Origin of the sequence: Candidatus Protochlamydia sp. W-9 (assembly GCF_001950615.1) — a bacterium.
GTDB classification, from domain to species: Bacteria; Chlamydiota; Chlamydiia; order Chlamydiales; family Parachlamydiaceae; genus Protochlamydia; species Protochlamydia amoebophila.
The window spans coordinates 16127-36245 of the sequence record NZ_BCPZ01000046.1 but is presented as its reverse complement, the minus strand read 5'-3'; the positions used below and the strand labels follow the sequence as shown (position 1 = coordinate 36245).

The 20119-nt window shown below is 35.7% G+C and carries 25 protein-coding genes, 1 tRNA gene and 1 pseudogene; 19 read left to right on the top strand and 8 right to left on the bottom strand.

Annotated elements, in window-relative coordinates; genetic code table 11:
• Window positions 1–105 precede the first annotated feature (105 nt).
• Complete coding sequence (locus BU804_RS01460; protein ID WP_011175045.1) at window positions 106–330, top strand: type II toxin-antitoxin system Phd/YefM family antitoxin; 225 nt, start codon at window positions 106–108, stop codon at window positions 328–330.
• A 167-nt stretch (window positions 331–497) separates the two neighbouring features.
• Here BU804_RS01460 and lepB read toward each other — a convergent pair whose 3' ends face one another.
• Together lepB and BU804_RS01450 are read right to left on the bottom strand one after the other, a co-directional pair.
• Window positions 498–2408 carry a signal peptidase I gene (lepB, locus tag BU804_RS01455; protein WP_075882695.1) on the bottom strand — a complete coding sequence of 637 codons (1911 nt, stop codon included), beginning with the start codon at window positions 2406–2408 and terminating at the stop codon, window positions 498–500.
• A gap of 472 nt (window positions 2409–2880) precedes the next feature.
• Entirely contained in the window at window positions 2881–3618 is a 738-nt protein-coding gene (locus tag BU804_RS01450) for a hypothetical protein (RefSeq protein ID WP_075882694.1), read from the bottom strand.
• A 545-nt stretch (window positions 3619–4163) separates the two neighbouring features.
• Between BU804_RS01450 and BU804_RS01445 the strand changes: the two genes are divergently transcribed.
• Window positions 4164–4490 carry a hypothetical protein gene (locus tag BU804_RS01445; RefSeq protein ID WP_075882693.1) on the top strand — a complete coding sequence of 109 codons (327 nt, stop codon included), beginning with the start codon at window positions 4164–4166 and terminating at the stop codon, window positions 4488–4490.
• 80 nt (window positions 4491–4570) lie between these two features.
• Here the strand turns inward: BU804_RS01445 and BU804_RS01440 are convergent, their stop codons facing one another.
• Window positions 4571–4900 (bottom strand): hypothetical protein, encoded by a 330-nt coding sequence (locus BU804_RS01440; RefSeq protein WP_075882692.1) that lies wholly within the window; start codon window positions 4898–4900, stop codon window positions 4571–4573.
• A gap of 56 nt (window positions 4901–4956) precedes the next feature.
• On the opposite strand from BU804_RS01440, the gene BU804_RS01435 reads away from it, so the two are divergent.
• The 5 genes from BU804_RS01435 to BU804_RS14425 all read left to right on the top strand — a co-directional run bounded on the left by BU804_RS01435 (window position 4957) and on the right by BU804_RS14425 (window position 7935).
• The gene (locus tag BU804_RS01435; RefSeq protein WP_075882691.1) at window positions 4957–5235 is read left to right on the top strand and encodes a DUF167 domain-containing protein; all 279 of its coding nucleotides are present in this window, start codon (window positions 4957–4959) and stop codon (window positions 5233–5235) included.
• A gap of 85 nt (window positions 5236–5320) precedes the next feature.
• A complete protein-coding gene (locus BU804_RS01430) occupies window positions 5321–6880 on the top strand; it encodes a S10 family peptidase (RefSeq protein ID WP_075882690.1) in 1560 nt (519 codons plus the stop codon).
• Window positions 6881–6936: 56 nt separating this feature from the next.
• A tRNA-Ile gene (locus tag BU804_RS01425) sits at window positions 6937–7009 on the top strand.
• Window positions 7010–7202: 193 nt separating this feature from the next.
• Entirely contained in the window at window positions 7203–7418 is a 216-nt protein-coding gene (locus tag BU804_RS14430) for a hypothetical protein (RefSeq protein ID WP_226996094.1), read from the top strand.
• A 49-nt stretch (window positions 7419–7467) separates the two neighbouring features.
• A complete protein-coding gene (locus BU804_RS14425; RefSeq protein WP_226996093.1) occupies window positions 7468–7935 on the top strand; it encodes a hypothetical protein in 468 nt (155 codons plus the stop codon).
• Window positions 7936–8131: 196 nt separating this feature from the next.
• On the opposite strand, the gene BU804_RS01415 is transcribed toward BU804_RS14425, so the two are convergent.
• The 3 genes from BU804_RS01415 to BU804_RS17290 all read right to left on the bottom strand — a co-directional run bounded on the left by BU804_RS01415 (window position 8132) and on the right by BU804_RS17290 (window position 10333).
• The gene (locus BU804_RS01415; RefSeq protein ID WP_075882689.1) at window positions 8132–8995 is read right to left on the bottom strand and encodes a nucleotidyl transferase AbiEii/AbiGii toxin family protein; all 864 of its coding nucleotides are present in this window, start codon (window positions 8993–8995) and stop codon (window positions 8132–8134) included.
• Window positions 8996–8997: 2 nt separating this feature from the next.
• Window positions 8998–9645 carry a type IV toxin-antitoxin system AbiEi family antitoxin domain-containing protein gene (locus BU804_RS01410; RefSeq protein ID WP_226996092.1) on the bottom strand — a complete coding sequence of 216 codons (648 nt, stop codon included), beginning with the start codon at window positions 9643–9645 and terminating at the stop codon, window positions 8998–9000.
• A gap of 232 nt (window positions 9646–9877) precedes the next feature.
• Window positions 9878–10333, bottom strand: a complete 456-nt coding sequence (locus BU804_RS17290; RefSeq protein ID WP_226996102.1) for a pentapeptide repeat-containing protein — start codon at window positions 10331–10333, stop codon at window positions 9878–9880.
• Between the two features lie 219 nt (window positions 10334–10552).
• Between BU804_RS17290 and abc-f the strand changes: the two genes are divergently transcribed.
• From abc-f to BU804_RS14405, 9 genes and pseudogenes are all read left to right on the top strand, one after another.
• The gene (abc-f, locus tag BU804_RS01390) at window positions 10553–12178 is read left to right on the top strand and encodes a ribosomal protection-like ABC-F family protein (protein ID WP_075882688.1); all 1626 of its coding nucleotides are present in this window, start codon (window positions 10553–10555) and stop codon (window positions 12176–12178) included.
• A complete protein-coding gene (locus BU804_RS12485) occupies window positions 12162–12332 on the top strand; it encodes a hypothetical protein (RefSeq protein WP_158024987.1) in 171 nt (56 codons plus the stop codon). The genes abc-f and BU804_RS12485 overlap by 17 nt, the downstream gene beginning before the upstream one ends.
• Window positions 12286–12480 carry an NUDIX domain-containing protein gene (locus BU804_RS17285; RefSeq protein WP_102135627.1) on the top strand — a complete coding sequence of 65 codons (195 nt, stop codon included), beginning with the start codon at window positions 12286–12288 and terminating at the stop codon, window positions 12478–12480. The genes BU804_RS12485 and BU804_RS17285 overlap by 47 nt, the downstream gene beginning before the upstream one ends.
• A 182-nt stretch (window positions 12481–12662) precedes the next feature.
• On the top strand, window positions 12663–12887 hold the full coding sequence (locus BU804_RS01380) for a hypothetical protein (protein WP_075882687.1): 225 nt from the start codon (window positions 12663–12665) through the stop codon (window positions 12885–12887).
• Window positions 12888–13264: 377 nt separating this feature from the next.
• The gene (locus BU804_RS01375) at window positions 13265–13864 is read left to right on the top strand and encodes a type IV toxin-antitoxin system AbiEi family antitoxin domain-containing protein (protein ID WP_075882686.1); all 600 of its coding nucleotides are present in this window, start codon (window positions 13265–13267) and stop codon (window positions 13862–13864) included.
• Window positions 13865–14027: 163 nt separating this feature from the next.
• Window positions 14028–14486 (top strand): nucleotidyl transferase AbiEii/AbiGii toxin family protein, encoded by a 459-nt coding sequence (locus BU804_RS14420; RefSeq protein WP_102135622.1) that lies wholly within the window; start codon window positions 14028–14030, stop codon window positions 14484–14486.
• A complete protein-coding gene (locus BU804_RS14415) occupies window positions 14479–14709 on the top strand; it encodes a hypothetical protein (RefSeq protein WP_102135621.1) in 231 nt (76 codons plus the stop codon). The genes BU804_RS14420 and BU804_RS14415 overlap by 8 nt, the downstream gene beginning before the upstream one ends.
• Window positions 14710–14998: 289 nt before the next feature.
• Window positions 14999–15130 (top strand): annotated as a pseudogene (locus BU804_RS17280) (bifunctional transcriptional activator/DNA repair enzyme protein Ada); the annotation flags it as partial.
• A gap of 54 nt (window positions 15131–15184) precedes the next feature.
• The gene (locus BU804_RS14405) at window positions 15185–15406 is read left to right on the top strand and encodes a hypothetical protein (RefSeq protein WP_226996091.1); all 222 of its coding nucleotides are present in this window, start codon (window positions 15185–15187) and stop codon (window positions 15404–15406) included.
• Window positions 15407–16013: 607 nt separating this feature from the next.
• Here BU804_RS14405 and BU804_RS01355 read toward each other — a convergent pair.
• Both BU804_RS01355 and BU804_RS01350 read right to left on the bottom strand, forming a co-directional pair.
• On the bottom strand, window positions 16014–16511 hold the full coding sequence (locus BU804_RS01355) for a hypothetical protein (RefSeq protein WP_075882684.1): 498 nt from the start codon (window positions 16509–16511) through the stop codon (window positions 16014–16016).
• Window positions 16512–16735: 224 nt separating this feature from the next.
• Window positions 16736–17266: a hypothetical protein gene (locus BU804_RS01350; RefSeq protein ID WP_075882683.1), complete on the bottom strand. Its 531-nt coding sequence runs from the start codon at window positions 17264–17266 to the stop codon at window positions 16736–16738.
• An 844-nt stretch (window positions 17267–18110) separates the two neighbouring features.
• Here BU804_RS01350 and BU804_RS17275 point away from each other — a divergent pair.
• From BU804_RS17275 to BU804_RS14400, 3 genes are all read left to right on the top strand, one after another.
• Entirely contained in the window at window positions 18111–18275 is a 165-nt protein-coding gene (locus BU804_RS17275; protein WP_079988557.1) for a GrpB family protein, read from the top strand.
• 590 nt (window positions 18276–18865) lie between these two features.
• The gene (locus BU804_RS01335; protein ID WP_075882681.1) at window positions 18866–19504 is read left to right on the top strand and encodes a CatB-related O-acetyltransferase; all 639 of its coding nucleotides are present in this window, start codon (window positions 18866–18868) and stop codon (window positions 19502–19504) included.
• Window positions 19505–19774: 270 nt separating this feature from the next.
• Window positions 19775–20068 (top strand): Fic family protein, encoded by a 294-nt coding sequence (locus BU804_RS14400; RefSeq protein ID WP_075882680.1) that lies wholly within the window; start codon window positions 19775–19777, stop codon window positions 20066–20068.
• Window positions 20069–20119 lie beyond the last annotated feature (51 nt).

Sequence of the window (20119 nt, the reverse complement as noted above, 5' to 3'; positions counted from 1 at the left end):
AAACGCCGAAATTTTCGGCGTTAATACTAATAACATTTTAGTGTGTTAATAAAAAAACTGAATGATAAGTGATGACTAAATTCAGTGTTTGTAAAAAGGGGAATTATGAATACATTAACAGCTGAAGAGGCAAGACAAAACTTGTCTGGACTTATTGCAATCGCTCAGCAAGATAATATTCAATTTAAAATTACATCTGAAGAAGGGACGGTCATTATTTTATCGGAAGAAACCTATCAGAACCTACTTGTTACCTTAGAGCTTTTGTCAACTCCTGGTCTTATGAATAGTTTTAAATGCTATCAGCAACCTTCTGAAGTTGCTTCTTAAATTTATGCTGAATGGCAAATGGTCATTCAGCATCCATACTTGAATTCCGAACCTTTTGCTGAAAATGTAAATTTTAATGTCCTTCACCATTATCTTTGAATTTATTTGCTCAAGAAAGATAGAATAAATCTGTGAACTTTAAAAAAATTTCCCATCTCTTGTCAATTTCATCCTAATTTTTTGAACACAGGTCTTGTTCGGCTATGATGACGAAATAACCACCAGACTAATCCGATCAAGCTTGCTAAACCCCAAACAATTAGTCTTGGAAATGTAAAAAGAGGGTAAGGTTTTTGATTTGGGAAACCCCAACGATCGCCTGGAGGCCAAAGAATAAGAGAGGGGGCACCTTGTAAATTTGCTTGCGGAATCGGGCCAAAAAAACGGCTATCTTGACTCATGGCGTGGTTATCACCCAAAACGAGATAATGATTTTGAGGGATTTTTAATCCAAATGTACGAATAAACTCTTTATCCAATTCACCAGAAGAGGTCAAAGGAGGTCCATAGTCTTTAAAAGCAATATAAGGGTTTGCTTCAGTAGATTTTTCCTCACGATTTTTTTCTGTTTGATGAAAATTTTGTAAAACTGGATCTTCTTTATCCAAAATTTTTCCACCCATAGCATATAAATCACCTTCTCGAAAATACACATACCTATTAGGAAAAAAAGCTTGTTTAGCTTGATTAGGCTCTACTTGATTATTCATCTCAATACCGATATTAAATAGCTTTTGGACGTTATTGGGTGTGAAATCATAAAGAGGATGATTAGAGGGCAATGTTGTGGAAATACCACCCCAATGAATCTGCTGAGCTTTTCCATAATAAAATTCATATGTTCCGTTAGGAACATTGGGAAATGAAGGACTGTGTTGAGAAGGAGTTTTCTGATTTTCAACTCGATAAGGTACTCCTTTTTCATTTTGAACATGAAAACGGCAGGTGTACATATTATCCATAAGAGCTTTCAAATGTTTTTCTTCAAGAGGAATTAATGTGGTAAAACCTTCAATTGATGGCCCATAAAAATCTGAAAGAATGGGTAAAGGATAACTAAGGCTAGGAGTATGTCTTAACTCTAAGTAAAGAATTCCTTCTTCAAAATCTTTTAAAGAAAATGTTGTAAACTTTTTTATCTGATCTTTTGTCAATAATCTTGCGATGGCAATGTTGCGAATTCCCCATAAATCACTATAAGTTTCAATAGAGCGGTGTGTTTTTTTCTGAGCAAGAGGATTGTCTTTAATCCATTCTCTACCATTGAATACCTCTCCTGCAATAGATTGACGCATAAATCGATAACGTCCAACATTTAGAGAGAAATGGCCGAAGGCGACTTGATTAATCATTTTCAGTTGAGAATCTTGAGTATAAGCTCGCTTGCCTTCAAAATTTGTAAAAGGAATATGATCTAGTTTTGAGAGATAAGGACTATCTCGTAATTCTTTTAAATCATTGCCATCTTGATCTATCCCATAAATTTTACCTCCGTAAAAATACAAAATATCTCCAGGTTTACCCATGCACCTTTTGATATAACGTTTGGTATAAGGAAAAATAGTCATGAAGGTAGAGTCAGAATCGAGATGAGAAATTCCATCACCAGACCAAATTACCACACTTGTTCTTTGGACAAGGTTTGGATCAAAATAAAAATGGTTGGTCTCTAATGGTATATTTAAACCGAAGGCCGTTTTTGTGACAGAGAGATGGTCTTGTTCTTTAAAAGTTGGGCGCATAGAACCGGTGGGGATTTCATAAAGCTCGAACCACATTTGACGAACTACAACGGCAATTAATAATGCAATAAAAATGGCTAAACCAATTTCCCAAGTATAATCTAGAAAGCTCTTTTTAAAATGTATTTGAGTAAATTTTTCAGCTTCTTTAGCGAAAGCATCTGCTTTTAATCGATCTTCTTTTTGAATGACTTTGTCAAGGGATTCTAAGAGGGTTTCAAAATGAATTAAATGATCTACGGAGAGTAGCTTTCGTTTTTTCTGATAAAAAGTATAGGAAGTTTTTAATATTTGATGAGATTTCGCTAAGGAATAAGGGCGAGGTTTACTAAACATATTATTCGATTTGTGAAGTTTAAAATCCAAAGATAATAACCGATTCGCCAACAAATGACAATGTTATAAATTGAAGTTTAAAAAATATGTTTGCGTTTCGCAAAGTTTAATTTGGCCTCTTTTTTATGCTTTTAATTGTTTGGTTATCAATAACTTAAGGTTTTAAAAAGTTTGATAAGTACTTGTATGTGTTTTGTTTACCCTTTTTTAATAAAAGATTGAAATTAAGAGGGTTTTTTTGTGGAAAAAGTGTTTAAAACTGTCGATAAAAATTTTATTTAATGAGTGAATTTTTTTTTCAAAAAATTTATTTTTCAAAAAAAATATATGCGATAATTGAATTAATTACTTAATATTTAAAGGATTATGTAAATCAAACGAAAGTTTGTTAGTGATCGGTTTCTAAAAGCTGAGAAATAATTTTTTCGATGAAAAAATTGTTGATAAGTATACGACAAATTAACCGCCCTGGTCAAGGATTTAAAGCAGAAAGAGGTGATTTTGGAGATATGAGCTGCGTACCAGAATCAATTATTCTAATTTTAGCTTTACCAATCACTCCATTGACTTGAAGCCAGTAAGGGAAATAAGAAGGATACTGCTGATTATCTACAGGTAAATAAATTTCAATCATTTTGCCTGATAGCTCACTTCCATCTTTAGGCCATCTAGTACGCCAAGCATTAAAGCGAACATCTTTAATGATTGAACCATTGACAATCATACGAGGTTGCCATATAGGTCTCCAATCTGGCCCAGATTTAGGCTTAGGCCCGATTTTTTTACGAACTTCTTGAGGAATAGGAGATAATTTCAAATTGAGAAGAGTCGATAAAAAATTATCAGCATCAGAAATCGCGTACCAATCATTTTTAGAAAAAGAGTAGTAACGAATCATACGTCCAGTTTGCAAATTAATTTCATACATCACCCAAGAAGTATTTCCTGGAGCATATTGTTCTACCCATTTTTTCCAGCTTAATTGCTTAGGTTTACGACAATCGGGAATCGCAATCTCTTCGATGGTAAGAATATCATCTTGTTTATCGTAGATATGCATGAGTGTATCAGTTTTATTTGAAGAAATAACAAGATAGTCTCCAGGTACCGCTCTTTGTAAATTTTTGCGTAACTGTAAAATTTCGCTAGCTAAAATAGGCTTCCAGCTTATCAATAAGCAGATTAGCATTAAAAAGATTTTGTGAAGCATTTTTATTCTCCATCTATGCCTGAAAGCTTTTATTTTAATAAAAAGATTTGATTTATGATAAATTACCAGCAATAAAACAATAAAGCAATACAGTATACTAGTATTTTTAGTATAGAATTAATAAAAAATTCAAAAAGTTTGTGAGAATGCCCCCTAATAACCATCTAAGAACGCACCTAAATTGAAAATATATTAAAAAATTCTCTACATTTTTTTGCGAGGGTTATTTATTTGAATGCTATCTAAGATTTTAATTTATTTAGCTTTAAGGATAAATATTTTAGGAATGGAAAATGGTAAAAAGTAAGAGAAATAAAAAATTGCTTTAGCAGTTGATTTTATTTTTAAATTTAATCTACGTTTTAAAAACCGTAAAATATTTATATAGTGCTTAAGATAAAAAATTCAACCCATGGATTAAAAAATCTTAATCTGCATATAAGTTTGGGACATAAAATAATTTTGAGGATTAGTTTTTATGAACCAATATTTTCTAAAAATGGTATAAGTAAGATGGCTTGCAATATTTCTCAAGGAGAATTTTTATGTTTAAACAATCAACAAAATTTTTACTCTTTTTTTTAATAGTTTTTGGCTGTATACATGCAATCAATCCTGAAAATTCTTCAGAAATTCCTTATATTGATAAACGACTTATTGAACTCAAACAGCACTTAAAAGAGTTACAATCGTCTGAATTTAATGAAGTGGTGACAGGGCAAGAATATATGATTGCAGATTGGTCAGCTTACGAAAGAGAAATTCAAAAATTTAAACAAATAAAAGAGCTCGAGCGCGACCTTCAAGATAAAATTGAACAGCTGGAAAAAAGAAAGCGAGAATTGCTAAAGCAGCCTAAAAGCAATCAATAAAAGATAATAAACTTTTTTAGAGAACTTTATCTGATGTTTTAAAACAAAAGAAAGTTTGTGCCAACATAGTAAAAGTAAATTTAAATTTTGTTTGATTCTTGCTGTATGTTGTGAGGTAAATCTTCAATTATAGGATTTTGAATATGTTCTATAGGTAACTCAGGAAGCTGAAGCAATTCTTGTTTCCTTTGCTGATTTAAAAACTTTATTAAATGGTTAAGAGCATAAAGCTCTTGGAAAGACCAAGCAGCTAAAATTCCGAATAAAAGAAATCCAATAGCACCAGTCCATCCAGGAAGCTCTAATGGGCCAATGGAAAGAGAGATATCCCAAAACAAACGGATCAAATTGCCAATAGCAACAAAAGTAATAAGTGTACAGCTTACTAAAAGAGCATTTTTATTTTTCATGTTTCATTCCTTAAATAAAGCATCGGAAACTTAACTTATTATAATAATGGTTATAAATGTTTCAACAAACAAATCAAGGAATCATTATTAAAATCAAAGTCATTCCTCTTGCGTCTTTTTCAGAAAAAGTTGGATGGGAAGGGGATGAATTAAAAATACGACTGGCAGCCATTCCCGATAAAGGCCAAGCAAATACAGAACTCATTCGTTTTTTCTCTTCCTTATTTAAGATTCGAAAAAGTTCTATTCAGCTTATTCAAGGACAAACGAGTCGACACAAAAAAATTTGCATTCAAGATATTTCATTGGAAAGGCTTCAAGTGTTGCTAGCTTGAAAGGAAATGAAGGACAACTTTTTCTTATCTAAAACTCCCATTTTTAATAGACTGATTGCTACCAATTTCTAACTAGGAGCCCATAGTGAGAAAAGCTATTCATTGTTTATTGATTTGCCTGAATCTATTAATCTTTCAATTTCACTTATCAAGTGCAGAAGCTAAGAAGGTTAAAGCTCAACCGGAAGCTTCTAAATGTTTAACAACAGAAGGATTTACCGAAACAACGCATGAGTTAGTTATTAATGGCAAATCTATTGCGTATAAAGCTGTTGCAGGAACCCTGCTTCTTAAAGATGAAAAATGTGACCCCAAAGCAAGTATTTTTTTTATCAGTTATATGAAAGAAAAAGTTACTGATTTGAGTCAAAGACCTATTACGTTTTGTTTTAATGGAGGGCCTGGCTCTTCTTCAGTATGGTTGCATTTAGGAACTTTTGGCCCTAAAAGGGTTGCTTTGACAGATAACGGCGATGCCCTACCTCCTTATCATCTCATTGATAATGAATTTTCTATTTTAGATGACACCGATTTGGTGTTTATTGATCCTGTTTCTACAGGATTTAGCCGCGCTATTCCTCCAGAAAGTGCTAAAAACTACCATGGTGTGGAAGAGGATATCAAATCAATGGCTGAATTTATTCGAATTTATATTACTCAATATCATCGATGGGAATCTCCCAAGTTTATTGCGGGAGAAAGCTATGGGACGACAAGAGCTGTCGGATTGGCTGGATATTTACATAAGAATTATTATCTTAATATTAATGGCTTGATTTTGGTTTCCTCTGTACTTAATTTCCAATCGATTGATTTTAATGCTGGAAATGATTTGCCTTACTTATTGTTTTTACCAAGCTATACTGCAACAGCTTGGTATCATAAAAAACTTTCTCCTGACTTGCAGCAGCTACCTTTGGAAAAAGTTCTTAAAATGGCTCGTGAATTCGTCGATAATGTTTATGCAAATGCTTTATTTAAAGGGGATTTACTTTCCAAAGATCAATACCAAAAAGTAGCTCGTGAAATTGCCCATTTGACAGGTCTTTCGATCGATTACGTAGAAAAAAGCCAGCTCCGTATCGATATGATGCGTTATGTTAAAGAGTTGTTGAGAAACAATAGACGTACAATTGGAAGGTTTGATAGCCGATTTTTAGGAATTGATATTGATGCCGTAGGGGAATACTTTGAATACGATCCTAGTATGGATGCTATTTTTGGAGCTTTCACAGCAACGCTAAATCATTATATTTATAATGATTTGAAATGGAAAGGGGAGAATCATTATAAAATTTTAACGGATGTCCAACCTTGGAAATATGGGAATGGAAATCAGTATTTAAATGTGGCAGAAACTCTTCGAAGTATCATGACTAGAAACCCCTATCTTCGTATTTTTGTCGCAAATGGATGTTACGATTTAGCAACTCCATTTTTTGCGACCGAATATACATTTAATCATTTAGGATTAGACCCCTCTTTTCCAAATCGCGTAATGATGACTTATTATGACGCTGGTCACATGATGTATATTTATCGCCCTGCTCTTATTAAATTAAAAGAAGACTTGGCGAAATTTTTTCGAATAACCTTAGAAGCCCAAGAAAAGGAACTCCATACGAATGATTTAATTAGTCATTAGAAAAACTTGATTTTTGTTTCGAAGAATGTTATTTTTTATTGTCTTACTCTTTACTTGGGGCAATAGCTCAGTGGTTAGAGCAGCGGACTCATAACCCGCTGGTCGTAGGTTCAAATCCTACTTGCCCCACTTTTTATAACTTGTTGATTAACACTGCTTAAGGTTTATGATGATGACATTCAATCATTAAAACCCAAGCCACTAAAATGGGTCGTGGCACACAGGTGGCACAGTTCAGCCCTATACACCTCAGCAAATCACAGCATTATCATCACAGTGAACTTGTCACTGCTCACGCTAACCAACCAAATGGAGCATGAGCATGGAGCAAGGCATTCAAAAAAGAATCAGCAAGAAAAATATTGTAAGTTACAGAGTTCAGATTAGAGAAAGTGACGGCTTTTCTCCAAAATCTAAAGCCTTTCCTACACATCGAGAAGCCAAAGATTGGCAAAAGCAAGAAAAAGCCCGTAGAAGGCAAGAATACGGCCCTACTGACCAGATAAAAGGTAAACAGACTTTGGCTGATCTCATTTGACCGTTACATAACGGTTATTCTTCCCACAAAACCCAAAGATGCCAGAAACATGAAGCGTCATCTTGACTGGTGGCGCGATAAAATTGGCAAGTATGGCTTAGTTAAGATTTCACCTGATTTGATTGCTCAATGCCGACAAGATATTGCTGAAGGAACTACCTCTAAAAAAACTAAAAGATCTCATGCAACTGTCAATCGCTATCTACCCTCCCTATCAACCATTATGACATATGGCGTTCGTGAATGCGTTTGGATAACAGATAATCCTTGTTTGCGGGTAGCTAAATTTAAGGAGCCAAAAAGACGCGATAGAATTGCTTCTTGCGATGAATTTCCTCGCTTACTTGAAGAATGCAAAAATAGTCGTAATGAACATTTATTGCCTGTTGTTCTTCTAGCTATTACCACAGGTATGAGAAGCAGTGAAATTTTATCCAATAGAATAGAAGGGAATAATATGGCTAATACCAGATTCAGAGGGCAAAAGTACACGTTTGGAATATTTGCCCTTTTCTAAATCTACAGTTCGTTGTTACCGCATTGATGGCAATAAAATTTTCAATGATGAAATTTAAAAGGTGAGAGATAGGAGAGGAATGTGAGCTATCACATATCTCACGTATCTCATCAAAAAAATAATAAACTCATAAGTGGTTTATAGAGAGAAAATTTTTTCATTCGATGCTATTTTTCGTATTTATATAAAATTCTAACTATTCGTAATTGCCATTGGGCAATAAAGGAAGAAAAAAATCCTTGATTTCTAACACAATCTTCTCAAGAGAAATTGGCTCATGTCCAATACCTTTAAGAAAAGATTCCCAGCGTTCTAGCGTTTTTGGAGTATTATAAAAAGCTTCAGAAAAAGCTTTTGGAACTTCTCCAACTACAGTTTTGCGGTTTTGAAATACGTCTCGAATAACAGGCGCTATTCTTTCTGGTGCGATTTGAAACTGATTAACCATCGTCCATACATCGTAAAAGTCCTTCATTCTACTGTTAGCAAGACCAAGCTTCACCATTGCATCTAACTTTTCTGCAATCATTGTTTCTGGTGTATATCCTCGAAGCTGTGGAAATGGAAAGTCTAATAAAGTTGGATAATCTAAATTAGCTGGCTTAGGAAAAATTTTATCACTAAAGCCAATATCGATGCGTAACGGCAGCTTTGCTGTATGCAAATGCGCAGAAAAACGAGCAGACAGGCCAGTATATTCAGTTTCAATTTGAGATTCGGCAAGAGTTAGAGCAGTGGAATCAAATTCAATGCCATCTTGTAAAACAGGATATGAACAAATTTCTTTTAGGATTTGTGAAATATTTTCAATGGAGTTATTAGCTTTTGCCAATAGATCGATATCAACAGTTGCCCTGTGAGTAGCTGGATCCCACACCATTAACATTAAACCACCCTTTAAAAAGAATGAGTTTTTATGATTTGAAACACTTAAGCGGTATAAAAATCTTTCCATAGCATAATATTGGAGAATTTCTTGTGTAGGTCGATTTCTCTTTAAGGCAATATTTTTTAATTTAGTATAAATAGATTCTTGTAAATTTTTCTTTTCAACATTCATGGTTATTGACTCACAATTGTTTCAATGATGGGCTGAAGAATATTTTCAACTCGACAAATTTTAGCATAGTCATAAAGCTTATCAAGATTTGTTTTTCCTTTTCTCCAATACTCTTTGTATGCCTCTAAAACAACATCCATACCAATTTTTTGCCTGAATTTTAGGCAATCAGCTAAAGTTTTTTCGACATTATAAATTTTAACTGGAAAACCGCTAACTGAAATTATTTCAACACCGGAGTCATAAGAATCTTTAGAATACCAAAAAAAACGCAATGGTGGGTAACTTGGTTTAGGAAGCCTTGATGTTCTTGGTAAAGCTATGTAGACAAAGTGAGGAATTTGAGTTGTCAGTTCGTAATAGGCTAAAGCTGAAATTAGACAAATAATCCCATGAGGAATTCTTTTTGCAACCAAAACCAAATCAGGCTCCGAAAAATCAGGCATAGAAGCTAATCGAAAAACTCCTCGACCTAATGACTCAAGAACTCCCTCGTCTCGTAATTTGTACAAATAAACGGGATGTATTCCTAATTTTATCGCTTCCGCTGTACGCAAGATACCGTTATGTTGTCGAAAAATTTCTATTGGATCATTTTTTCTTGGTTTCATATGATAAATATGTTTGCACTTATTTGATTCTGTATGCATTATTATCATTTGAAGAATTACTAGTCAACATTTGAGTTTTGAATGAAAAAATGGTTCGTTACAGACACACACACTTTTCCCATGCTAATATCATCAAATATGCAAACCGTCCGCTTGCAAATGTTAAGAAATGGACTGTATGCTTATTGACAATTGGAATTTATGTGTTGCTGAGAATGATCAAGTTTTCTTCTTAGGCGATTTTGGGTTAGGCAGTGTTCAATATTTACAATCAATTTGTGCTAAGCTGAAGGGCAATAAAATCTGCATTGCACAGATCGCAATTGTGGAAAATTGTTCCTGACAAGTCAACGCCGCTGAAATCAGCACTTTTCAATGTGGTGTTTGTAAAATGGCTGTCTTTTAATTTGCTTCCATTGAAAGAACTACTCTTCATGTTGAGATCTGAAAAATTGCAGTACTGCAGCAGACAATTCTTAAAATTCGCTGAGAAAAATGTCTTCTCGCATTTGAAAAATTCAGCTCCAGCAATCTTGCAGTCTGAGAATTGAACATTTTGAAGACAGCAACCGTCCAGCTTTACAAAACTGAAATTGCAATTCGAGAAAGTGCACGAACAGAATTTTACATTCCGCAGAATAGCTTCAGAGAAATCACAGCTATTGAAGGTGCAGCCAGTGAAGGAATGCTTTTCTAGGCTTTTCTTGGAAAAGTTTTCTGACTTGATTATCTCTCCATCTATCTTCTATTCGATTTCAGGCATGTATAGCTCCAAGTTAGTATTTCCTCACAGCTTCCGTAGGAGGCAATTGCTTTAAAAAACTCTTGAGATAACTGAAAGTCTGTAGTAAAATAAAGGCAATAATAACTCGTTGAAGGAGCTAGATCCAGTGAAAATTTAAGTTTGAATCCAATCTGTTAACTAAACAACCCAAGGATCAAACTTATGTCTCGGCTTCTCATACAATTTTCACATCTTTTTAAATCTTTTCGCTCTTTTCCTCTCTTCGAGGATCTCTCCTTTTCGATTAATGAAGGCGAATTTTTTGCCTTGATCGGCGAAAACGGGGCTGGAAAAACGACGCTGCTTCAGATTCTGGCTGGAACCATGCAGCCTGATTCCGGCAATTTCAGCAAAGTTTTCGGCATTTCAATCGCCTTCCTTCCACAGGAAATCGTTCTGGCCAATCCTTCAGTCTCTGTAAGGGAATTCATAGAAGGAAGTTCTCTTTCGGACCTTGAAAAAGAAATGGCAGCCTGCCTGGAAGATCCGGACCGTTTGGCTGAATGGGCTGATTTGCATGAGAAATACGAGCAGTTAGGCGGATACCGCCGGATTCCGATCGAACAGGTTCTACGCGGACTGAAGCTGGAAAGTAGCCTGCTCGATCTGCCCATGTCCCGCTTAAGCAGCGGACAAAGAGTGCGGGCAGCGCTGGCTAAAGCATTGGTAGAAAATCCGGATCTTCTGCTTTTGGACGAACCAACTAATCATCTCGACCAGGAAATGCTTGAATGGCTGGAATCTACTTTGAAGCAGAGGCAGGGAGCCTGCGTTATCGTCTCGCATGACCGTAAATTTTTAAATGCCGTCTGCAATAGGCTCGTCGAGATCAAAAACGGCAAGCTCACCAGCTACGGAGGCAGCTATGACTTCTATCTTGCAGAGCAGGAAAGGATACTGGAAAGGCAGATGAAAGCTTATAAAGCTCAAGACGAAGAAAGATCTTTTCTCAAGCAGAAAATCAAAGCAGTTACCTTTTCCAAAGGAAAGCCCCCTCCTCCAAAGGACCACAATATCATAGCTTACTACGATAAAAGAGGGGAAAAGCATCAAAAATCGCTGCAGCATAAACTCGATGCCATGAAAGCCCGGCTTGAAGAAATTGAAACCGATCTTCTTCCTCATCCAAAGCCGAAAAGCATCAAGGGCCTCAAATTTGTTGAATTGCCTCTGGCATCTTCCGTTGCGATCGAACTGGATCAGGCGGGCAAGGCTTATGGAAATAAAGTTTTATTTTCCCATTTTTGCAAGAGCATCTGCAAGGGAGACAGGATTCTTATCACAGGCCCGAATGGATGCGGAAAGACGACGCTCTTGAAAGCGATTGCCGGAATCATCCCGTTGGACGCAGGAGGCATCCGCTCGGCATCTACCGCAAAAATCGCTTTCCTAGACCAGGAAGTTGAGTTGCTGCCTATGGATCAAACTTCTCTTCAATACTTTGAAAGCCAGTTCCATCTATCTGAAGAGGACTTAAGGCGCGAACTTCATAAAGCATCCTTGGGGGGAGCGGATTTGCTGAGGCGCCCATTTTTCACATTGAGCACAGGGCAAAGAAAGCGGATGATGCTGCTCGCCCTTGTTCTGGAAAAGCCCAACGTCCTCTTATTGGACGAACCTACGAACCATCTGGATTTCATGACCTTGGAAGCCTTTGAGAAGGCCCTTCTCGAGTTCGAAGGGGCCGTTGTAGCGGTATCGCACGATGCCACCTTTATTGAAAAAATTGCTACTCAGGAATGGAGGCTTGGATCAGGAACATATCCGTTTTGTGCTCAATTGGATTGAATCTGGAAGTGAAATTTTTCGTATACAAAAACTAGTGACTCCGGATACGCATTTAGTTGCATATTTCGTAGTTGTCTCTCCAGAAATAGATCAGATTTTATTAGTGGATCATAGAAAAGCCGAACTATGGTTTCCACCTTGGCGGTCATGTTGACCCCGGCGAGGATCCCAAGGAAGCGGTCAAAAGAGAAGCCAAGGAAGAGTTTAGAATCGAGGCCGAGTTTTTATCTAATGAACCGCTTTTGCTAACGGCAACCAAAACAGTAGGGAATGTTGCCAAACATACAGATGTATCACTTTGATATTTGCTTAAAGGCGATTCAAGCCAAGATTTGGATTACGACTCTAATGAATTTCACCAGATTTGTTGGTTTTGGATCGATGAGATTCCATTCGAGAAATCCGATCCACATATGAAGAGGTTTATACAGAAAATATGCTGTCAAATGAACCTAAAGATAGACCATATGATAGAGGCTGACAAATGAACTTAACTATTCATTCGTTAAATGCTAGCGAAGCTGAAAAAGCTTGCCGAGAGCTCACACGTGCTCTTCCTGAATATTTCGGTATTCAAGAGGCTAATAAATGCTATGCAAAGGGAGCAAGAGCAAGAGAGCTACTTACTTTTGATGCGAAGCTTAACGGCATCTATGTAAGATTGATCTCGTGCGAAATACCTTTTCCTAACAAAGCTAATATTTACTAGACGGCAGTCAGAAAAGAATATCAGAGTCAAGAAATAAGCCAAGCTCTTTTGAAATATGCTGAGGTTTACTGTTCAAAGAGACAGTTGTGCATCCATGATTGTTGAGACACTAAGCCCTGCAGAAAAGGACCCCAACTACATAAAAACGTACGCTTTTTATAAGCAGAATGGGTTTGAACCTTTATTCGAGTTGACTACTTACAAAACTGATTTTAAAATGGTATATTTATACAAAAAATTTGGAAAAAATGAAAAAGACTGATTTTTGATCAGTTTTGTTCCCATAGTCTATTGAAATTTCTTGATTTAAAATTTAACACAAAGACCCACTTGATAGAATTGGGTGTTTCTGTTAAATTGAATACAGGAGATTACCTATGAAAAAACCTACAAGCCTAAGTATTATTCGTCCGCTTCTTGTTCAACCCTCATTCACTGCAGATGAGGTTAAACAATTTGAGGTTTCTGCTGCTCATCTTGGCTACTATATTAAGAAAGGTTTAATTAAACGACTAGGGCGCGGCATTTACCAAAGTGCAGACTATCAAGGATCTCCTGAAAATTTTCGATGGGAGGACCTTATAGAGGCTGTAAATTCTGTACCCAATGGGGTTATTTGCCTCATTTCTGCACTAGCTATCCACGATATAACCGAGGAAATCCCACGAGAACATTGGATTGCTGTACCACATACTACTTCCATTTGCAGAGGTGTTAAAGTGAGAATTGTGAGACTCCGCAATATGGAGCTTGGAAAAATAGAACTTGACCTGGGAGGTGTTCGCATTCCTATATTTAATCGCGAACGAACCATCATCGATTCCTTTAGGCTACTGAGTCGAGAAACAGCCATCAAAGCTCTAAAAATGGCTCTATCCCAAAAAGGGGCGGTGCGATTGGATCTTAAAAAACTGCAGTCGTACGCAAAAAAACTTAGATTTAATATTGCCCCGTACCTTATCACGGCAATAACATGAATGAACAAGGACTAAAGAATCGTCTTCAAGCTATTTCCAAAGAAAAAGATATCAATTTCAATGAGTGATAGAAGAAGCTGCTTCTAGAACGGTTTTTATCCCGCTTATCTCGATCGACATATACTCAACAATTCATTTTTAAAGGAGTTTCCTCCTCGCCTAGATTAGGGAAATTGGACGAGAAACGACTGATCTCGATTTTTTACTCACAAGCATAAACGCCAGTGAAGACAAGATAAAGGAAGCTATAGAAGAGATTATCGCGATAGAATCAGAAGATGGATTTTCGTTCAGTTATGAAGAAATAGAGCTTTTAAAACAGCCACATATGGACTATCCAGGGTATCGCTTCGGTTTGAAAGGAACATTTGGCCGCATGAGGGATAAGATTCAGATTGATGTAGGCATAGGAGACGTTGTCACGCCCACCACTCGCGAATTGCACTTCTTTCAGTACAAGGGTAAGCCAATGTTTTTTGAAGGTGAGATTTCCTTGGTTGTCTATCCTTCCGAAACGATTTTTGCAGAAAAGCTTGAGACAGTGCTTTCTAAGGGAGCTGCTAATAGCCGTATGAAGGACTATCATGACCTGCTTCTACTCACGCGAACCATATATGATTAACTTTAACAAGTTGCAAGTATTACTAAAGAATACGTTTAGCAATCGCGGTACGACTCTTGAGCTTATTGATTTCAAAACAGATGAGTTCAAGCCAATGCAAAAACTCTGGGTTGCACACATCAAAAATTTAAGCCAAGCAGCTCAGAAATTGAAGCTTCCAGAGAGCATTCAAGATGTCATTAGAGAACTCAATACGATCATCAAGAATGTAAAAACATGTTAAATCCACCTCTAACATGAAGATGTGAACTGCGCTTCTAAAAAATCAACGCCTGAATTTCGGCGGCAGCCTTTTTGCTAATTCAATACAATGCAGCAAAGCAAGAAAATGCAATAGAGTGATATCAGCCAAAAACAAGAGAGAATACTATCTAGCACTAATTGATAAAAAACAGAGTATGAGGGGATCTTTTTTGTTGGAGCTAAAAACATTGGGTATTTTGGCGTCCAACATGTCCTACAAGGAAGCCAAAATTTGAGATTGTGAATTTTTCAAAACTACCCAGCAGGCAACTTTAGCCTCGTTTAGACCTTGTAAACGCTGCAGGCCTTTTTTTTATCCTAATCATGTCTCTGAACTTGTGCGAACTCTGTTGAAGCAGTCGAAAAAGCCCCAAAAAAGTTGGAAAGACAGAGATTTTTAAGAAGTATCCGTAGATACTTCGACTGCTCGCCGTCAGTTTAAGAAAAGTTTTGATATGGCATTTGTTGAATATGCATGTGCAAGACGCATGGGACTGGCTATGAAACAAATAAGAGCTGATGATCCTGTGTTCGAAGCCAACTCTCAAGCGGCTATGAATTGGGTAGTGTCTTTAAAGATGTCTTTTCACGATTTATGGGAACGCCTCCATCGAAGTTCGGGAAAGATAATGTTATTAAGGCACCATGGCTCGATACGCTGCTTGGTCCAATGCTAGCTATTACAGATGAACAGGCTCTTTATCTTCTAGAATTTGTAGACCTTCACGGTCTAGGAAGGGAGGTTGAACGACTTCGACAGAAAACTAAATCAGCGGTTATTCCGTGTTATACAAAGCCTATTAGGGCAACTAAAAATGATAGGAATCTATATAGAATTAATTTTATCTTCCAAACCTAAAAATGTTTGAGAGAATTTATGGCACCTAAGTAGTGGAAAGAAAAGCTGGATAAGTAATGTTTTAGAGTTGGTAATGAACAAAAATATTTGAAAAAGAATAAGCAGGCGATTTGATCGATTCTCGTATCATGCAGAGTATAGGGGAGCTTCTATAGGGGAGCTTCTACTGCTGAAATGGGCTTCAAAATTATGACAAGCATTACAAAGGCAGTCATTCCAATAAAAAAACTAAAGGTAAAGAATTGACCAAGGCAACCCAATAAATTAGCACAATTTATGCAAGCATTAGCACATTTCAAAGTTTTTGAAAATTAATAAAAATAAAGGTTCAAAAGGTTTGAAGAGAAGCTTTTGTACTTTTTGAACTGTGGTATAAATTAAAATTTTTTGAAAAGACATCTAAAATTCATTTTATAATTTTATTCTTATACCAAGTACAATAACCAAAAAGGGAAAGGATACTTTGGATTAGGGTATGGTTCATGATTAACACCTTCCATGCATCCTGTACAAGCCGAAGTTACATTAATCTCTTTGTTTACATTATAAATAGTGGCTATCGCATCAAGAGATACATTAGCAATCCAACCAAATGGAACAAAAGCTTCAAGTGCGCCCCGGGCTATTTGAGTAATCCCTGTTAGTAAAGCTTCATCATACCAATGACCAATGATAGCTCCTCGAGTTGCATTACGCTCGCCTACAGCTAAAGTGACAGCACACATCATAAGACCCGAACCCATACGCACACAACCAGAGACAATAGAAACGCCAGGAATATACCCCAAAATATTTAAAGTTAAATTATGTATTTTTAAAAAAGTTACTAACGTGTTACGAACTTGCCGAGGATATTTATAATTAGTATGCCATTTTAGATTAAATGTATCTGTATTAATAGAGCGTAAACCATATGTGTTCATAAATTAATTTACTCGATATTTGTTTATTTTAAATAATAATTTTACTAACTTAGTTATAAGGCGATCTGTTTTTCTCCCTTACAATATTTGATCCTTGAAGTTAGCCTCCTTAAACGACTTATTCACAAAAAAATCATCGAACATCCTGTCGATTTGAATCAATTTTACCTTAAATCGGAACTATACTATTTTTATTGTAATAAAATTTGCAAGGGAGTTAGCCTTTAAACTCGCTCTCTAATTTTTAACTGCACTGTGATTTCGCTATTACCATTATTTATACATCCATTAGAGGCAATATATATTTTTTTAAATTGACTTGAAAGAGAATCTATTTCTTGATTAATAGTGGAGGAAAGAGCGTCTACATTTTGCTTTGTGATTTTAAATTCTCGAATTACACTCATTTTCCATCCAGATTGGATAATCGAAGTTGAACACTCATCTGAAAACTCTCTAGAATATTTAACTCCTGATTGAATACTTTCGATAATACTTTTTTGAGATTGGTTGTGTTTTTTGAGACCATAAATGCCTGTCAATTTAACCAATATTCCTATCCCGGCTAATGCACCCAAAGTAGGGTAGGCAAAGATTCCAGTAGCTACATTCATCACTATCCAAGCACTCTTTTTTAAGCCAGAGCTAGCCTCTATCTTTTTGGCAAAAAAATTATGGTACATTTTTAGCGGTTGAAGTAAAAATTCACCATGTAAATCTTCAGTTTTATAAATATTTTTTACTGAATTAATCATACTAATCCTTTGTTTTTATTGTTAATAGTTTAAATATATTATAATAAATTATAATTTAATATTCAACTAATGAATTACAATAATTAAATTTTTTAAACTTTTTTATTATTTCTAAAGAAATAAACGGTACAGATGGCTTGCCTATCGTATCATCAAAACAATAAAATTCAGTACTATTTTGATCAGACATCCTTAATCTTTTTACTATAGCGGTTGATTGGTAGGGGGTTGTGTATTGTATAGCTCGGACCACCATTCTCATATTTGCCATGATAAATCCATACTGAATATCCTTGGAGGATGTTCAAAAAGCGAATTAGCTGGTTTTTGCTAAAATATTTTTTAGCCTTTCATAAAGAGAAAAAAAGTGAAGATTAAAAAACTTAAGGATAAGTATCCTTATGTAGATTTTTATCTGTTTCAAAGCTCTAAAAAAATGCAGAAAAATTTTTAGAAACTACAGGAAGGGATAATGTTTTGTCTTATTCATAAAATATGTCTATCGATGTAAAAGTACAGGGTGATTTCAAATGACTAAGGTGCATGTAAGTGAATTTGAGATCGATACACTAATCGTACGACGATTGCTCATAAAGCAATTTCCCAGTTGAGCTGACTTAACCGCTAAAGCCTTTTCTATCCGTTAGTACAGATAACGCTTTATAACCAACCTGTTGCCCTCATTCAACTTCCTTACTATAAAGATAAAAACCCAGTGCTGGCGAATAATGCTCTACATATAATTCAAGAGATTATTAAGAAAGAAGGTGATCAGTAGTATGAAAGAATACGTTTTTAAACCGTACAGCTCAATTTTTCCTATCCTTTTTGAAAAAGAAAAAAAATTACATCTCATGTGCAAAAACTTATAGCAATTGAGCATATTGGTAGTACTGCTGTTCTTAGATTGGGCGGGAAAGGAATTGTCGACATCGCCATAGCTGTGAACAAGAAGGACATGGATGCTGTACCAAAACACTTCAAAGCTTGGGATATGAATTTATGCTAAATTTTAGCACTCTTGATCGATTCTATCTATCTTATTACTTACGATGATTCAGAAGAAAAAAATAGAAGATATCATATTCATTTAACTTATCCTGAAAATCGTAAATAGAAAGAATTTTTGGGATTTAGAGTTTATCGTAGAAACAATTTAAAGGGGCTCAGGAATATGCAGAATTGAAAAAACAAGCAGTCCTTGAAGCAAATGATAATGGCGAGAGATATCGAAAAGTAAAAAATCCTATGTTTAAAAAAATTAACTCTAAAAATCAGCAAAACCAATGATTCGTAAAAATTTTGATGAGGCAGGCGAGAATTGAAGATGCTAGCGCAATTGTAGAAGTAGGGCGTGAAATTACACAAGAGCCAGGTCATTTCTATTTATAACCTTCAGGGTTAATGGTTGAATAGGAATTGGTCTTTATGCAGACTGCGATAGAGCTCAGCAACTCTACTTTCGCTTAGGATATGTATATGATGGTTGCGGAGTAACTTACAACTATCAGCTTATAGTTCCTGGTGAACCTTACCCATTAGATGACAAACTGATCCTTTGGCTGACAAAAAACTTATAATACCGGGGTAACTTACAAAATGACAGGTCCAAACCCAAACTATTTTCATCCAATTAAAGATTATGACAAACTAATTTTTCTAAAAAACTTTGTTAAAGCCAGCAATATTTTTATCGGGGATTATACCTACTTTGATGACAGAAGATATGGTCCAGAGAGATTTGAAGAGCACAATGTTTTGTATAACTATGACTTCTCAAAAGTAAAGCTTGTTATTGGAAAATTTTGTGCTATCGCAGCAGAAACTCGCTTTATTATGACGGGGGACCATAAGCTCGATGCAATTAGCACTTATCCTTTTCCCATATTTGGTTATGGTTGGGAAAGCGCTTTCAATGTTTACGACTTACCAGTCAAGGGAGACATTATCGTCGGCAATGATGTCTGGTTCGGATATGATTCACTAGTTATGAATGGTGTGACGATAGGTAATGGAGCGATCATTGCAGCCAGGGCGGTGGTTGTAAAGGATGTACCTGCCTACTCGATTGTTGCAGGCAACCCAGCTAAGGTTGTAAAAATGCGATTTGATGATAAGACTATCGACCGTTTGCAAAAAATTTCTTGGTGGAATTGGGAGATTGAAAAAGTTAATAAAAACCTAAAACTGATCTGCCATCTTAATATAGATCACTTAGAATTAGCATCCCATGGATGACGAAGCTCCTGAATATGAATAATCCTGAAATTGATAGAGATATTATTTAAAAAAAGAATTACAAAAGTAATATTCACCCATCTTTAATCTTTAAAATAGATTTAGTTTTTTTGAATTCAGTCAAACTCCTGACAAATTCCTGACATTCATTAATTAATTAGTATATTTAAATTTCCTAAACTTCCTCTTTGATTTGTCTCGAATCATGTAAAATGTTGCAGATTGACAATCAGCTGCTTGTGTTAAGATGAAAAACAAATTCGCTCTTTGATGAATAACTTAGAACAATTCATCACTGATGATACCCCTGGCAATATTGACCCTCTTATCAAAATGACGGTTATTCATCATCAATTTGAGAGTATCCACCCTTTTTATGATGGCAATGGCAGAAATGGGCGTATTATTAAAATACTTTATCTTGTGAAGCATGGTCTATTGGATACCCATTGCTTTATTTTTCTCATTATATCAACCAGAATAAGAGTAAATATTACCGATTATTTCAAGCAGTTTGGGACTACGAAGATTGGGAAAAATTGGGTGCTTTACATGCTAGAGTAAATCGAACAAATTTTGCGCCAAACTACAAGTTTGATAATAAGAATGAGAGAT